Source organism: Kitasatospora sp. NPDC059462, assembly GCF_042749955.1.
Lineage (GTDB): Bacteria > Actinomycetota > Actinomycetes > Streptomycetales > Streptomycetaceae > Kitasatospora.
In genome coordinates, this window is the sequence record NZ_JBHYUU010000006.1 from 39,795 (window position 1) to 55,134 (window position 15,340).

The window sequence follows — 15,340 nt, forward strand, 5'->3', positions numbered from 1 at the left end:
CCGCGTTCTCGTGCCGGGGACGCGGAGGCCCGGCCCGCTGTGGGGGCTCGCCGGGCCGCCGTGCAGAGCGGGGGACGGAGTTGGGGCCGTCCCCCGCTCGCGGCGTTCCCGGACCGGCGGCAGCCATCGTGTTCTTCCAGGTCAGGGTCGTACTCTCGGCAGGTATACACCCGGTGTATACCTCTGGTGTATGGTCCTCCCATGAGTGTTCCCCTGACCCTTCTCGGGCTGCTGGAGCGCGAGCCGAGCCACGGCTACGACCTCAAGCGCGACTACGACACCTTCTTCGGCCGCGGCAAACCCCTGCCGTACGGTCAGGTCTACGCCACCCTCGGCCGCCTGGCCCGCGACGGGAAGGTCGCCCCCGGCGAGGCCGAACCCGGCGACGGACCCGAGCGCAAGCGCTACGTCATCACCGAGGCCGGCGTGAGCGAGTTCGAGCACTGGCTCGCCGAGCCCGTCGCCCCCGAACCCACCCTCCAGTCCGTGCTCTTCACGAAGGTCGTCCTGGCCCTGCTGCTCGGCCGCGACGCCGAGACCTACCTCGACACCCAGCGCGCCGCCCACCTGCGCCGGATGCGCGAACTCACCGAGCTGCGCCGCACCGGCCCGCTGGTCGACGCCCTGCTCGCCGACCACGGCCTCTTCCACCTGGAGGCGGACCTGCGGTGGATCGACCTGACCACCGCCCGCCTCGACGCCCTCGCCGCGGAGGTACGCGCATGACCCCCCTGATCGAAGCCCGCGACCTCGAACTCGCCTTCGGCGAGACCCCCGCGCTGCGCGGCGCGAGCCTGGCCGCCGACGCCGGCGAGGTGCTCGCCGTGATGGGCGCCAGCGGCTCCGGGAAGTCCACCCTGCTGCACTGCCTGGCCGGCATCCTCGTCCCCGACGCGGGCGAGGTGCACGTCGACGGGCAGCGGATCGACGCCCTCGACGAGAACCGGCGCAGCGCCTTACGGCGTGACCGCTTCGGCTTCGTGTTCCAGTTCGGCCAGCTCGTCCCGGAACTGACGGCCGAGGAGAACGTCGCCCTGCCGCTGCTGCTCTCCGGCGCCCGCCGGGCCGCCGCCCTCGCCGAGGCCCGCCCCTGGTTCGCCCGGCTCGGCCTCGACGGCCTGGAGCGCCGCCGCTCCGGCGAACTGTCCGGCGGCCAGGCCCAGCGGGTCGCGCTCGCCCGGGGCCTGGTGACCCGCCCCCGGGTGCTGTTCGCCGACGAGCCGACCGGCGCGCTGGACTCGCTCACCGGCGAGCAGGTGATGGCCCTGATGGTCGCCGCCGCCCGCGAGCACGGCACCACCGTCGTCCTGGTCACCCACGAACCCCGCGTCGCCGCCTACGCCGACCGCGAGGTCATGGTGCGCGACGGACGGGCCCGGATGCTCTCCACCGGCCACCCGGGCCACGCCGCCCCGGCGGGACGGGTCGCCTCGTGATCGCCTTCGCCCTGCGCCTCGCCGTCAGCGGCGGCCGGCAGGCCGTCGTCCGGCTGCTCACCATCGCCGCCGCCGTGGCCGTCGGCGTCGGCCTGCTGCTCTCCACGCTCGCCGCCGTGAACGCCGTCGGCGCCACCAACGAACGGATGCTCTGGGCCAACTCCGGTGCGGCGAGCCGCACCGGGACCGCGGACGTCGACCCGCTCTGGTGGCGCGACCGCGGGCCCGAGTTCTACGACGGCAAGCGGCTGCTGTCCATCGAGGTCGCCGCCACCGGCCCCACCTCGCCCGTCCCGCCGGGCCTGGCGAAGCTGCCCGCACCCGGCGAGTACTACGCCTCGCCCGCCCTCGCGAAGCTGATCCGGGAACGGCCCGCCGACCAGCTGGCCGACCGCTTCCCCGGCCGGCCGGCCGGGGAGATCGGCGACGCGGCCCTCGCCTCCCCGGACTCCCTCGTGCTGATCGGGGGCCAGGACCCGGCGGCCCTCGCGGCCCGGCCGGGTGCCCGCCCGATCACCACCATCGCCACCGTCCTCCCGGCCTGCCGGGCCGACTGCCCGGCCACCGGCACCCGCGGCGACGCCATGACGCTGATCCTCTCGGTGGTCGCCGGGGCGCTGCTCTTCCCCGTGGTGATCTTCATCGGCACCGCCACCCGGCTCTCCGCCGCCACCCGCGAGCAGCGCTACGCCGCGATGCGCCTGGTCGGCGCCACACCCCGGCAGATCACGCTGATCGCGGCCGTCGAGTCCACCCTCGCCGCCGTCGTCGGCACCGTCCTCGGCTTCGGGCTGTACCTGGCGCTGCGCCCGCTGGTGGCGACCGTCCCGTTCACCGGGGACCGCTTCTTCACCGAGGACCTCACCCTCACCGCGCCGCAGGCCCTGGCCGTGCTGCTCGGCGTCCCGCTGGCGGCGGCGGTGGCCGCCCGGCTCGCGCTGCGCCGGGTGACCGTCTCCCCGCTCGGCGTCAGCCGCCGGGTCACCCCCGGGCCGCCGACCGTCTGGCGGATCGTGCCACTGCTGGCCGGACTCGCCGAACTCGCGTGGTTCGTCGGCCGCCGTCCCCACACCACCAACGGGCAGACCGCCGCCTACCTGACCGGCTTCCTGGTGATCATGCTCGGCCTGGTGGTGGCCGGCCCCTGGCTGACCATGGCGGCCGCCCGCGCGGTCGCCGCCCGGACCGGCCGCCCGGCCACCCTGATCGCCGTGCGGAGGCTCGCCGACGACCCGAAGGCCGGGTTCCGCTCGGTGGCCGGCCTGGTCCTGGCGCTCTTCGTCACCACCGCGACGGTCGCCATCATCGGCACCATCGACACCAACCGCGGCACGCTCAGCGGCGACCCGCAGACCCGGGTCGCGGTGGAGCACGGTGCCCTGGCCGGCGATCCGCCGATGGCCGCCGCCGTGCCGGAGCGGGTCCTGGCCGAGGTGAGGGCCGTTCCCGGCTACCGGGGCCTGGCGATCGTCCACGCCGATCCGGACGGCCTGGCGCGCGGCCCGGCCGATCCGCGCGACTGGAGGGCGCCCGTCCTGGCGCTCTGCTCGGACCTCGCGCAGGTCCCGGTGGTCGGCCACTGCGCCCCCGGCGCCGCGGTGGCGGCTGTCGCGCCGTACGGCTTCCTGGACCTCCGGTCGCAGGAGTCCGTCGAATGGCCGAGCGCGCCGATCACCGCCGAGGCGGCCGCCCGGCTGCCGGTGCAGTCGCTCTACGTGACGACGGACGGGTCGACGGCCGCGAAGGAGCGGGTCCGCACCATCCTGAGCCGGGCCTTTCCGGACCACAACACCCGGACGGTCCAGGACTGGGGCTCCGCCCAGCAGCAGCAGCTCGCCGGCTGGCGGCAACTGGCCGACGTCGTCCTGCTCACCACCCTGCCGATCGCCGGCTGCAGCCTCGCCGTCAGCGTGGTCGCAGGGCTCTCCGACCGGCGCCGGCCGTTCGCGATGCTCCGGCTCACCGGGGCGCCGCTGGGCCTGCTGCGCCGGGTGATCGCCCTGGAGAGCGCGCTGCCGCTGCTGGTGGTGGCGGCGATCGCGACCGGGACGGGCTTCGGCGCGGCGGCGATGTTCCTCAAGTCGCAGATGAGCTACGACCTGGTCTCGCCGGGCGCGGTGTACTTCGTGCTGGTGCTGCTCGGGCTCGCGCTGTCGCTCGGGATCATCGCCTCCACGCTGCCGCTGCTCCGGCGGATCACCGGCCCGGAGGCGGCCCGCAACGGCTGAGGCCGCGCGTCCGCAGGGGCCCGCGCCCCCCGGCTCGCACGGGCCCCGCGCGCCTGCCGCGCGCGCCGCGCACGCCCCCGCCCGTACCCCGTCGGCCCGTCAGCGGGCGACGGGGTACGCGTGCGTCCCGGTCCGGGGCAGGCCGGTGCCCAGCTCCGGGCGCCAGCTGGCGAGCACCAGCCCGGACGGGTAGAACATCGGCTCCGGCAGCGCGTCCAGCGGCAGCCGCTCCCAGCCGCCGCACGCGTGCGGCTCGGTGACCACGGCGGGCGCCAGGCTGGGCGGGGCGAGCACCGCGGCGGTCAGCCGGGGCCGGCCCAGCTCGTGGTCCAGCAGCACCGCCAGCACCCGCATCTGCTCGGCGGGCAGCACGATCCCGGTCTCCTCGGCCAGCTCGCGCGCGGCCGTCACCTCGAAGGACTCGCCGGGGTCGACCTTGCCGCCGGGCAGGCTCCAGGTCGGCGGCTCGCCCGCGGTGGTGCGGCGCCCGATCAGCACCCGGCCGTCCCCGGTGGGCACGATCACGCCGGCGCCCAGCAGCGGTGCGGTCGTCATGGCGGTTCCTCCGTCGAATGGGTGTGCCCGCGCGGGTCCTACCAGGCGGCGCGCTCGAAGTCCTTCAGGAAGCAGCCGTAGAGGTCCTCGCCGTGCTCGCCGCGGACGATCGGGTCGTAGACCCGGGCCGCGCCGTCGACCAGGTCGAGCGGGGCGTGGAAGCCCTCCTCGGCGAGCCGCATCTTGTCCGGGTGCGGGCGCTCGTCGGTGATCCAGCCGGTGTCGACGGCGGTCATCAGGATGCCGTCGGTCTGGAACATCTCCTGCGCGCTGGTGCGGGTGAGCATGTTCAGCGCGGCCTTCGCCATGTTGGTGTGCGGGTGGCCGGCGCCCTTGTAGCCGCGCTGGAACACGCCCTCCATCGCGGACACGTTCACCACGTACTTGCGGCGGGAGGCCGAGGCGGCCATTGCCGGGCGCAGCCGGCTGATCAGGATGAACGGAGCGGTGGAGTTGCAGAGCTGGACCTCCAGCAGCTCCACCGGGCCGACCTCGCTGACGGTCTGCACCCAGCTGTTGGTGTCCGCGAGGTCGGGCACCAGGCCGCCGGCGTCGATCGCGGTGCCGGCCTGGATGCGCTCGGGCGTCGCCGAGCCGGTGACCAGGGCGAGCGAGGTGACGTCGTCGGCGGAGATCCGCTCGCCGGCGCCGGAGGCCTGGTGGGGCAGGGCGGGCAGGTCGACGCTGCCGCTGCCGAAGCGGCCGATGGTGGTGGACTGCGGCAGCGCGCCGGCCGGCAGCGGGGCGGACTCGGCGGCGAGCAGCTCGCGGTAGGACTCCGGCGGGCGGCGCACGGTCTGCGCGGCGTTGTTGATCAGGATGTCCAGCGGGCCGTCCGCGGCGACCTCGTCGGCCAGCGCCATCACCTGGGCCGGGTCGCGCAGGTCGATGCCGACGACCTTCAGCCGGTGCAGCCACTCGGCGCTGTCCGGCATCGCGGTGAAGCGCCGGATCGCGTCGTTCGGGAAGCGGGTGGTGATGGTGGTGTGGGCGCCGTCGCGCAGCAGCATCAGCGCGATGTACATGCCGATCTTGGCCCGGCCGCCGGTCAGCAGTGCGCGCTTGCCGGTGAGGTCGGCGCGGGCGTCCCGGCGGGCGCGGTTCTTGACCGCGCAGTCCTGGCAGAGGTTGTGGTAGAACGCGTCCACCTCGACGTAGCGCTGCTTGCAGATGTAGCAGGAGCGCGGGCGCTCCAGGATCCCGGCGATCTCGGTGGTGGTGACGGTGGTCAGGCCGAACGCGCCGGCCGTCTCGTCGTCGATCCGGGTCGGGGCGCCGGTGGCCGTGCGCGCCGTGACCTCGCGGTCGTTGGCGGTCTTGCGGGCCCGGGTCTCCTGGCGGCGGCGCTGCTTCAGGGTGCGGAATATGCCGCCGACGGCCTGGCGGACGGTGATCGCGTCCGGGTGGTCGACGTGCAGCTCGTCCAGCTCGGCCAGCACCTCCAGACAGAGCCTCAGCCGCTCCGGGTCCAGGCCGGGGCCGAAGTCGGTCTCCTCCTCGGCGGTCCCGGTGCCGTTGTCCTGCTCGATGTCCACGCCCGCCGCCGTCATGCCCTCTGCCGCTTTCCCGCTCGCCTCGCCGATCACGGCGTTCGCCGCGTCACCGCGTGAATGCTACGGGAGCGGCCCCGGCCGGGGCGAAAAGCCGAGTATTTGGAGGATCCTCCAGGTCTACGCGCGGAGCTTCGATCATGGCTTGTGTGCAGCCCCAGCAATCGTGGTCGAACTGGCTTTTGCCGAACGGCTCGCGGACAATCGAACGTCGGGTGCAGGGGCGCCCGGATGCGCCCTGCGGCCCAGCCGCACCCGCACCCGAGCTGTATCTTTCTCCCAGCCAGAGAGCCCCGTTTTCATGCGCTTCCTGAACGACCTCCAGCCCTCGTACGACCTCACGTACGACGACGTCTTCATGGTCCCCAGTCGATCCGCCGTGGGCTCCCGCCAGGGTGTCGACCTCTCCTCCAACGACGGCACCGGCACCACCATCCCGCTGGTCGTCGCCAACATGACCGCCATCGCCGGCCGGCGCATGGCCGAGACCGTGGCCCGGCGCGGCGGCCTGGTCGCCATCCCCCAGGACATCCCGACCGAGGTCATCGCCGAGGTGGTCGGCTGGGTCAAGCAGCGCCACCTGGTGCACGACACCGCCATCACCCTCGACCCCGGCGCCACCGTCGCCGAGGCGCTCTCGCTGCTGCCCAAGCGCGCCCACGGCGCGCTGGTCGTCGTCGAGGACGGCCGCCCGGTCGGCGTCGTCACCGACTCCGACTGCCAGGGCGTCGACCGCTTCACCTCGCTGTCCGAGGTGATGTCCCGCGAACTGCTGCTGCTCGACGAGGACATCGACCCGCGCGACGCCTTCGACAAGCTGAGCGAGGCGCACCGCAGGCTCGCCCCCGTGGTGGACCGCGAGGGCCGCCTGGTCGGCATCCTGACCCGGAAGAACGCCCTGCGCGCCACCCTCTACACCCCGGCCGTGGACGCCGCCGGCACGCTGCGGGTCGCCGCCACCGTCGGCATCAACGGCGATGTCGCCGGCAAGGCCAAGGCCCTGCTGGAGGCGGGGGCCGACACGCTGGTCGTGGACACCGCGCACGGCCACCAGGAGTCGATGATCAGCGCGCTGCGGGCCGTGCGCGGCCTGGACCCGCAGGTCCCGGTGGTCGCGGGCAACGTCGTCTCGGCGGCCGGTGTGCGCGACCTCGTCGAGGCGGGCGCCGACATCCTGAAGGTCGGCGTCGGCCCGGGCGCGATGTGCACCACCCGGATGATGACCGGCGTCGGCCGACCGCAGTTCTCGGCCGTTCTGGAGTGCGCCGCCGAGGCCCGCCGGCTCGGCCGGCACGTCTGGGCCGACGGTGGCGTGCGGCACCCGCGCGACGTCGCCATGGCGCTGGCCGCCGGCGCGTCCAACGTGATGATCGGCTCCTGGTTCGCCGGTACCCACGAGTCGCCCGGCGACCTCCAGACCACCGCCGACGGCCGGCAGTACAAGGAGTCCTTCGGTATGGCCTCGAAGCGGGCGGTCGGCAACCGCACCGCGCAGGACTCCTCCTACGACCGGGCCCGCAAGGCGCTGTTCGAGGAGGGCATCTCGCACTCGCGGATGTTCCTCGACCCGGCCCGCCCGGGCGTCGAGGACCTCATCGACTCCATCGTCGCGGGCGTGCGCAGCTCCTGCACCTACGCGGGCGCGGCCACCCTGGAGGAGTTCCACGACAAGGCCGTGGTCGGCATCCAGAGCGCGGCCGGCTACGCCGAGGGCAAGCCGCTGCACTCCAGCTGGTCCTGAGCCGTCCGGGCCCGGGCGCCGCTGCTCCGCCCGGCGCCCGGCCCGTTCCCCACCCCGGGGAACGGGCCGGGGAGCCGGCCGGGCGCCACCGCCCCGCCCGCCAGGCCCAGCGGCAGCAGCAGCGCGCGGCCGAGCAGCCCGGCCGCGCCGTCCAGCGCCGTGCGGAACGCCCCGGCCGCCGGGGGCCGCGCGCGCAGCTCCCACAGCACCCGCACCGACCCCCAGGCGGCGTCCCGGGCGGTGTCCACCGACCACGCGCCGAGCCGGTGGGTCAGCGGCTCGAACCGCTCCAGCAGGTCCGGCCCCGGCATCAGCTGCTCCCGGACGGCCTCCTCCACCCCGGCCAGCAGGTCGTTGATCCGGTGGTAGTCGTCCTCGACGTGCTCCGGCTCCCGCCCGAGCCGGCGGCAGGTGTCGACGACGGCGAGCGGCAGGTCGTGCTGGATGTGGGCGGCCATCCCGGCCAGCGCGAACTGGACCGGGTGCACCCCCGGGTGTGCGCGCAGCTCGAACAGCGGCCGCCAGCAGGCCGGCGGGCGCCGCCGCGCCGCGACCGCGTCCACCGCCCGCAGGTAGCGCCGGGCGAACAGCGTGTCGAGCACCGCCATCGCGGGCGGGTCGGCGAAGGCGTCCAGCCGGGAGCGGACGGTCTGCGTGACGGTCAGGTACATCCGGTTGAACACCGCCACCCCGTCGGCGGGCGGCAGCCCGGCCGCGACCGCCCGCAACCGGCGGATCACCGCGTCGACCCCGTGCGCCGCCGCCGCGGTCCGCGTGGACACCCTGGCCATCCGTCACCCTCCGGCGCCGTTCGTGCACTGATCGCATCATCGTGGCACGGCGGGCCGGTGGATCCCCGGCCCGACGCGTCCTCCGGCACCGGCCCCGCCTCCTCAGCGCTCCCAGCGGATCGCCAGCGCGGCCGCGTCGTCGGCGAGGCCGGTGGGGGAGACCCAGCCGGCGAGGTCGGCGAGCAGGGCGTCCAGCAGGTCGTCCGGGGAGGCGGCCGGCAGCCGCGGCAGGCGGGCGGCGAGGGGGTAGAAGACGTCCGCCGCGTCGCGGGCCTCGGAGACGCCGTCGGTGTACAGCAGCAGCAGGTCGCCGGGGTGCGGCTCGACGGGCTCGGCGCGGTAGCCCCCGCCGGTCAGGGCGAGCAGCCCCAGCGGCGGGGCGTGCCGGGCGGGGGCCAGTTCGACGACCCGGCCCCCGCGGCGCAGCAGCGGGTGCGGGTGCCCGCAGTTGACCAGGTGCGCGGCGCCGTCCCGGTCCACGCCGAGCAGCACCGCGGTCACGAACCGCCCGTCCGCCGGGCGGTCGGCGAGGGCGGCGTCGAGGCGTTCGGCGAGCCGGGCGAGGTCCGGTTCGGTGGGGGCCGCGGTGCGGAAGGCGCCGAGGACGTCCGCCGCCGTCTCGACGGCGGGCAGGCCGTGGCCCTGGACGTCCCCGAGCAGGATCCGGATCCCGTACGGCGTGTCCGCCACCTCGTACAGGTCGCCGCCGATCCGCGCCTCGGCGGCGGCCGCGACGTAGCGCACCGCGATCCGCAGCGGCCCGGCCCGTTCCGGCGGCGGGCGCAGCAGGGCCCGCTGGGCGGCCTCGGCGACGGTCCGGACGTGGAACAGCTCGCGTTCGCGGGCCGCGATCAGCACGACGTTGGCGGTGCTGGCCAGGGTCGCCGCGGTGATGGTGATCAGCGAGGCGAGGTGGACGGAGCCCGGCAGATGGGTGTTGCCCTCCTCCAGGAGCCCGGCCACGGCGATCGCGGCGGCCCCGGTGGCGAGCGGCACCCGGGCCCGCCGGGTGGTCGCCCCGACCAGCACGGGCGCCACCGCGAGGACGGGGGAGAGGGTGGTGCCGGGGCCGGTGAGGAGGTCGGCCAGCACGGCCCCGACGAGCAGCAGGAAGGCGCCGTACAGCAGCAGCCGGGTGCGCCGGGGCAGCCGCGGCAGCGGCACCGCGCCGTCCTCGGCCCCGTCCCCGCTCACGGCCACGCCCTCACCTCCGACCGACCGGTCTCCCGTCCACTCTCCACCGCCTCCCGCCCCACCGGCATCCCGACGGCCCCCGGGGCCGGGCCCGCACCCGTCGGGCCCGGCATCCGGGGCGGCCGTGAGGACGTAGGGTGGCGGGCGAGATGAGACGTAGGAGTACGGTGCCGGCCTCGCCGCTTCCGCAGCGGTTCGGGGTGGATCCGGTGCACCTGCGGCTGCCCGTGGCGGGCGGGCCGTGGGAGACGGTGCGGGCGTACCTGCTGGAGCGGCTGCCGGCGGTGGCGGCGGAGCGGGTGGACGGGCTGCTGCTGACCGGCGGGGTGGTCGGGGAGGACGGGCGGGCCGTCGGGGCGGGGGAGCCGTTCCGGCCGGGCGCGCACCTGTGGTTCTACCGGGAGCTGCCGCCGGAGGTGCCGGTCCCGTTCGAGCTGGAGGTGCTGCACCGGGACGAGCACCTGGTGGTCGTCGACAAGCCGCACTTCCTGGCCACCACCCCGCGCGGGCGGCACGTCGTGGAGACGGCGCTCTCCCGGCTGCGGCACGCCCTGGAGCTGCCCGCGCTGAGCCCGGCGCACCGGCTGGACCGGTTGACGGCGGGGCTGGCGATGTTCGTGGTCCGGCCGCAGGACCGGGGCGCGTACCAGACGCTGTTCCGCGACCGGCTGGTCCGCAAGGAGTACCAGGCGGTGGCGGCGGACGACCCGGCGGTGGAGCTGCCCCGCACGGTGCGCAGCCACATCGTGAAGGAGCGCGGGCGGATCGCGGCGCACGAGCTCGACGAGGCGCCGAACAGCGAGAGCCGGATCGAGCTGCTGGAGCGCCGGGACGGGCTGGGCCGCTACCTGCTGAGGCCGTCGACGGGGCGCACCCACCAGCTGCGGCTGCACATGAGCGGACTCGGCCTGCCGATCCTGGGCGACCCGGTGTACCCGGTGGTGCTGCCGGAGCCGGCCCCGGACGACTTCCGCCGCCCGCTGCAGCTGCTCGCCTCGGCGGTGGAGTTCACCGACCCGCTGACCGGCCGCCCGCGCCGTTTCGAGAGCCGCCGGAGCCTGGCGGCCTGGACGGAACCGGCCGCCTGGGGCGCGCTCTAGGGCGTGTCCTGCGGACCGGCCCGCGCCCGGCCCCGGCGGCGGCTCAGGGCGCCCGGCTCCGGCGGCGGCTCAGGGCGGCGGGCCCCGGCGGCGGCTCAGGGCGGCGGGCCCCGGCGGCGGCTCAGGGCGGCGGTGTCCAGCCGGGGCGGCAGCGTGTCAGGAACCCGCCCTCGGCCCGGTGGTCGAGTTCGGCGAACAGCGCCGAGAACCCCTCGTCGGACAGGAGGGCGTAGTGGCCGACGTCGTAGGGGCGGTTGCCCACGTGACCCATCCGCCCGCACGTCGCACCCACCCAGGGCCACGCCCGCCACAGCGCGCGGACGCTGTCGGCGAAGGCGTCGGCGAGCCGGTTCTCGGCGCGCAGGCACGCGCGCAGGACGCGCCGGGCATGGTCCGGCGGCAGGTCGTGGTCGGCGAAGGTCTCGCCCGCGGCATCGGAGAGCAGGCAGTACCACACGCGCTCTCCCGAGTGCTCCTCGTGACCGCTCGCCCGCAGCTCGCGGTTGTTGACGTCGCTGCGGTGGTTGGCGAGCCTGGAGCCGTAGTCGGCCAGCCAGCTCGCGTCCCGCAGGGCCCGCAGGGCGGGTCCGGTCACCTCGTGCGGCGGCCCGTGCAGCGCGACGGTCTGCAGGTACGCCCCCGCGCCGGCGGTGCGCCCCTCCTCGGCCGTCCGCAGCAGGAGCAGCAGCTCGTCCCGGTCGTCCGGATCGGGGGAGGCCATCAGCGCGGCCAGGTGCCCGAGCAGGACCTCGGGCACGGCGCCCTCCGGGTGGCGCTGCGTCACGCGGGCGAGGGCGCCCGGGACGTCGACGGCCCCCGAGGCGAGGTCGCGCAGCAGCTCGAACGGAAAGACCGGGTGGGGCACCGTCCGGTACCGGGCCATGCCGTGCAGGAGCTGCGCCATCACGGTCGTCCAGTCCGCCAGGACCTGCGGGTGGGCCCGGGCGCGGTAGGTGCGCACCAAGTCCGCGTACTCCTCGCCGAGCGCCCGGACGAGGTCCCGGCCCGCGATGTCGGGCAGCGCAACGGGGTCGTCCGGGCGGGACAGCCGGGCGGCCAGGTACCGGGCGGCCTCGGTCACCCTCCGGTGCTCCGCCCGCTCCTCCCGCTCGACGACCGCGTCGAACACGTCGTAGTCCCCGACGGCCACCGCGGTGGTGTACCGGCCCAGCAGCGTGGCGCACTCCCTCCACCGGGGGACCGGTGGGTCGGCCTCGCCGTACCGGGGGTCGACGACCGAGTGGGACAGCAGCAGGTAGTTCTCCACCCCGCGCAGGCCCCCCGCCGTCGGGGTGAGGAGCCCCGCCCCGGCGGCCCGGTCGAGCATGGCCGCGGCGAACTCCTTCGCGTCCGACTCGCGTGTGCTGCGCAGCGGTTCGCGCTCCATCGGCATCCTCTCGTCCGGTCCGGCGTCAGCGGCCATGGGTGCGGGTCCGGGTCCGGTAGTGGGCCACCGCCCGGTCGAAGGCGCGACGGGTGAAGTCCGGCCACGGGAGCGGGCAGAACCAGAACTCGGCGTAGGCGGTCTGCCAGGGCATGAATCCGGACAGCCGTTGTTCGCCGCCGGTCCGGATCACCAGGTCCGGGTCCGGCTGGCCGGCGGTGTCCAGGTAGTCCGAGATGCCGGCGGTGCCGGCCGACGGCTGGTCGACGATCATCCGGGCGACCGCGCGCGCGAGTTCGTCACGGCCGCCGTAGGCGATGGCGAGGTTCACCGTCCGTGCGTGCCCCGCGGCGCGGCACCGCTCCTCGGCGCCCCGCAGCCGGCGGTGCAGGGGGGACGGCAGCCGTTCCGGGCGCCCGATGATCCGGATCCGCCACCGCCCCTCGGCCTCGATCCGCTCGACGGTGTCGGTGATGACCCGCAGCAGCGGTTCCAGCTCGCGGGGATCACGGGTCAGGTTCTCGGTCGACAGCGGCCACAGGGTGACGACCTCCAGGCCCGGCAGCGTCCCGGCCCACGCCAGCAGGTCGAGGGCCCGGTCGCCGCCGCGCTCGTAGCCCCGGACCGCTTCCACGCCGCGTGCGCGGGCCCACCGGCGGTTGCCGTCCAGGATCACCGCGAGGTGCCGTAAGGGGGAATCCCGGCCCTCGGGCGGATGACCGCCGTGCGCGCCGGGTGTCGCGGACACCGTGGTCTCGTGTGACTGGTGCATGTCAATCACTCCCGTGGTCGGCCCTCCACCCGGCAGGTCACCGCACCACGGTCCCGGCGCCGGGGACCACACCGTGTGGTTCGCCGGCCGACCGCCCCCAACAGGGTGCGGTGATCACCCCGCCGGGATCAGAGCGCAAGCCTCGGCGCACGCAGCACCGCCCCGCGCACGGCCGCCGGGTCCGTCGCGCGCCGGAGGGCGGCCGTGCGCCGGTGCGGTGGTTCACCGGGCGGGGACCGGGGGCAGCGGGGGAGTCCGGCCGTGACGCTCCCCCGGCTACGGCCGGGCCGGCCACCGTCCGGCCGGGCACGGTGGCGCGCCCCGGGCGCCGTCACGCGTCCCGGTCGCCGGAGCCCGCCGCCAGGCCGTCGAGCAGGACGAGGGCGTCGTCGGCCGCGCCGGCCGGGTCGGTGACGGGGTAGCGCACGCCGCGGACGGTGCGGGTGGCGTCGAGGACGAGGGTGAGCCGCTTGAGGTGCTCCACGCCGCCGGCCCGGAAGGTCGGCAGGCGCAGGGCGGCGGCCAGGTCGAGGCCGAGGTCGGACAGCAGCGGGAAGGGGATCCGCGCGTACCCGGCGAAGGCCGCCAGCTGGTCCGGGCGCCGGGTGCTGACGCCGTGGACGGCGGCGCCCCGGGCGGTGAAGGCGGCCGTCCGGTCGCGGTAGGCGCGGGACTCCGCGGCGCTGTCGCCGGCGCCCGGGATGCCGTCCCAGCCCGGGGGGTGGTCCGGGCCGCCGGGCCGGTGGGCGCCGGGGAAGCAGTGCAGCACCGTCCAGGCGCGGTCGGCGGCGACCGGGTCGGTGCGCCCGCCGCGGGCGTCGGGCAGTTCCAGCGGGGGCAGCCGACGGCCGGTCAGGGCCAGGACCCGGCGGGTCTCGGCGGAGCCGGCCGCGCTGGTGGCGGAGAGCGAGCCGTCGCCGAGGACGTACCGCCCGCCCCAGCCCTGCAGGGCGACCAGCACCGGCAGCAGGCCGCGCCCGGCCTCCGTCAGGTGGTACTCGTAGCGCGGCGGGTGCGGGTGGTAGAGGCGCTTCTCCAGGACGTCGCCGGCGACCAGTGCCCCGAGGCGCTGGGTGAGGACCTTGCGGCTGATGCCGAGCCCGTGCTGCAGGGCGTCGAACCGGTGGGTGCCTCCGGCGACGTCCCTGATCAGGAGCAGGGCCCAGGTGTCCCCGACCACGGCCAGGGCCCGGGAGACCGCGCAGTCGGCGTCCGCCGCTTCCATGTGCCGCATGACCGCCGATTATAGTGAGTTCCCAAAAGAGACTCACTGCTGAGGGGGCGGGTGTGTCGACCGGGACGGCGGACACGGGCAGGCCGGGCGCGCCGGCGTACGCGGGGCAGCGGGGGCCGGGGCCGGGCGGCGGATCCGCAGGGGTGTTCTGGCGCTACTGGACCGCCTCGACGGTCAGCCGGATCGGGGACCAGGTGAACGCGGTGGCCCTGCCGCTGGTCGCGGTGGTCACCCTGCACGCCTCGGCGATCGACGTCGGCCTGATCACCGGCGCCGGCTACGCCGCCTGGCTGCTGATCGGACTGCCCGCCGGCGTCCTGGTCCAGCGGCTGCCGCCGCGCGGCACCCAGGTGGCGATGGACCTGCTGCGCGGCGCCGCCGTCGCCTCGGTCCCGGTGGCCGCCGCCCTCGGTGTGCTGGGACTGCCCCAGCTCATGGCGGTGGCGCTGCTGGTGGGCCTCGCGGGCGTCGTCTTCGACGTGGGCATCTCCACCGTCCTGCCCTCGATCGTCCCCACGGAGGAGCTCACCGCCCGCAACAGCCTGCTCTCCGGCAGCTCCGCGGCGACCGAACTGGCCGGGCCCTCCCTCGGCGGCGTGCTGGTGCAACTCGTCGGCGGCGCCACGGCGATCCTGCTGGACGCGGTCAGCTACCTGGTCTCGGCGGCCCTGCTGTTCAGCGTCCGGCCGGCCGGACCGCCGCTCACCGCGCGGACGGCCGGCGCCGGGATGCGCGCGCAGATCCGCGAGGGCCGGCGGTACGTCACCCGGCACCCGGTGCTCCGGCCGGTCGCCACCCACGCCGCCGCGGTGAACGCCGTCAGCGGCGGGCTGATGACGCTCACCCCGCTCTTCCTGGTCCGCACCCTCGACGCCCCGGCCGCCGCCGTCGGCGCCCTGGTCGCCACCGGCGGCCTCGGCAGCCTGATCGGCGCCGCCCTCACCCCGCGCCTGGTCGCCCGGCTGGGCGGCGGGCGCGCCCTGTGCCGGGCGGCGACGACCGCGGCCGTCTTCGCCTTCCTGCTCCCGGCGGCCGGCGCCGGCTGGGGCACGCTGGTCTTCGCGGTCGGCAACGCGGGGTTCTCCGCCGGGGTCGTCGTCACGAGCATCGTGGCCCGCACCCACCGCCAGACCCGTACCCCGCCCGAGCTGCTGCCCCGGGTGGCGGCCACCGTCCGCTTCGTCTCCTGGGGTGCGATACCGCTCGGCGCGCTCGCCGCCGGCGCCGCCGCCTCGGCCTGGGACCCGCGCACCGCGTTGCTGCTGTTCGCGCTCGGCGGCGTGGCCGGCCCGGTGATCCTGCTGACGAGCCCGGTCCGCCGGATGCGCGAGCTGCTCTGACGCCCGCGCGGGACC

Annotated in this window: 12 protein-coding genes and 1 pseudogene; 6 read left to right on the plus strand and 7 right to left on the minus strand. The window is 76.0% G+C overall.

Features of this window, described 5'->3' with window-relative positions; genetic code table 11:
- The first annotated feature begins 201 nt into the window (after positions 1 to 201).
- From ACFXAM_RS03080 to ACFXAM_RS03090, 3 genes are read left to right on the plus strand one after another with little or no spacing between them, the layout of a single operon-like run.
- Positions 202 to 726, plus strand: coding sequence for a PadR family transcriptional regulator (locus ACFXAM_RS03080; RefSeq protein ID WP_380287249.1), 525 nt, complete (start codon positions 202 to 204; stop codon positions 724 to 726).
- Positions 723 to 1,436, plus strand: a complete 714-nt coding sequence (locus tag ACFXAM_RS03085) for an ABC transporter ATP-binding protein (protein ID WP_380287250.1) — start codon at positions 723 to 725, stop codon at positions 1,434 to 1,436. The genes ACFXAM_RS03080 and ACFXAM_RS03085 overlap by 4 nt, the downstream gene beginning before the upstream one ends.
- Positions 1,433 to 3,664 (plus strand): FtsX-like permease family protein, encoded by a 2,232-nt coding sequence (locus tag ACFXAM_RS03090; RefSeq protein ID WP_380287251.1) that lies wholly within the window; start codon positions 1,433 to 1,435, stop codon positions 3,662 to 3,664. The genes ACFXAM_RS03085 and ACFXAM_RS03090 overlap by 4 nt, the downstream gene beginning before the upstream one ends.
- 99 nt (positions 3,665 to 3,763) lie before the next feature.
- On the opposite strand, the gene ACFXAM_RS03095 is transcribed toward ACFXAM_RS03090, so the two are convergent.
- Positions 3,764 to 4,219 (minus strand): NUDIX hydrolase, encoded by a 456-nt coding sequence (locus tag ACFXAM_RS03095; protein WP_380287252.1) that lies wholly within the window; start codon positions 4,217 to 4,219, stop codon positions 3,764 to 3,766.
- A gap of 38 nt (positions 4,220 to 4,257) precedes the next feature.
- On the minus strand, positions 4,258 to 5,769 hold the full coding sequence (locus tag ACFXAM_RS03100; RefSeq protein ID WP_380287253.1) for an SDR family NAD(P)-dependent oxidoreductase: 1,512 nt from the start codon (positions 5,767 to 5,769) through the stop codon (positions 4,258 to 4,260).
- Between the two features lie 301 nt (positions 5,770 to 6,070).
- Between ACFXAM_RS03100 and ACFXAM_RS03105 the strand changes: the two genes are divergently transcribed.
- Positions 6,071 to 7,510, plus strand: a complete 1,440-nt coding sequence (locus ACFXAM_RS03105; protein ID WP_380287254.1) for a GuaB1 family IMP dehydrogenase-related protein — start codon at positions 6,071 to 6,073, stop codon at positions 7,508 to 7,510.
- Between the two features lie 107 nt (positions 7,511 to 7,617).
- On the opposite strand, the pseudogene ACFXAM_RS03110 reads toward ACFXAM_RS03105, so the two are convergent.
- Together ACFXAM_RS03110 and ACFXAM_RS03115 are read right to left on the minus strand one after the other, a co-directional pair.
- Positions 7,618 to 8,301 (minus strand): annotated as a pseudogene (locus ACFXAM_RS03110) (DUF5995 family protein); the annotation flags it as partial.
- A 102-nt stretch (positions 8,302 to 8,403) separates the two neighbouring features.
- Positions 8,404 to 9,495 carry a PP2C family protein-serine/threonine phosphatase gene (locus ACFXAM_RS03115; protein WP_380287255.1) on the minus strand — a complete coding sequence of 364 codons (1,092 nt, stop codon included), beginning with the start codon at positions 9,493 to 9,495 and terminating at the stop codon, positions 8,404 to 8,406.
- A 149-nt stretch (positions 9,496 to 9,644) separates the two neighbouring features.
- Between ACFXAM_RS03115 and ACFXAM_RS03120 the strand changes: the two genes are divergently transcribed.
- A complete protein-coding gene (locus ACFXAM_RS03120) occupies positions 9,645 to 10,595 on the plus strand; it encodes a pseudouridine synthase (RefSeq protein ID WP_380287256.1) in 951 nt (316 codons plus the stop codon).
- Between the two features lie 121 nt (positions 10,596 to 10,716).
- Here ACFXAM_RS03120 and ACFXAM_RS03125 read toward each other — a convergent pair whose 3' ends face one another.
- The 3 genes from ACFXAM_RS03125 to ACFXAM_RS03135 form a co-directional block, all read right to left on the minus strand.
- Entirely contained in the window at positions 10,717 to 11,982 is a 1,266-nt protein-coding gene (locus tag ACFXAM_RS03125) for a hypothetical protein (RefSeq protein ID WP_380287257.1), read from the minus strand.
- Between the two features lie 25 nt (positions 11,983 to 12,007).
- Positions 12,008 to 12,751, minus strand: a complete 744-nt coding sequence (uppS, locus tag ACFXAM_RS03130; protein ID WP_380287258.1) for a polyprenyl diphosphate synthase — start codon at positions 12,749 to 12,751, stop codon at positions 12,008 to 12,010.
- 331 nt (positions 12,752 to 13,082) lie between these two features.
- A complete protein-coding gene (locus ACFXAM_RS03135) occupies positions 13,083 to 13,985 on the minus strand; it encodes a winged helix-turn-helix transcriptional regulator (RefSeq protein WP_380287259.1) in 903 nt (300 codons plus the stop codon).
- Between the two features lie 143 nt (positions 13,986 to 14,128).
- Here ACFXAM_RS03135 and ACFXAM_RS03140 point away from each other — a divergent pair, with 143 nt between their 5' ends.
- Positions 14,129 to 15,325, plus strand: a complete 1,197-nt coding sequence (locus ACFXAM_RS03140) for an MFS transporter (protein ID WP_380287260.1) — start codon at positions 14,129 to 14,131, stop codon at positions 15,323 to 15,325.
- Positions 15,326 to 15,340 lie beyond the last annotated feature (15 nt).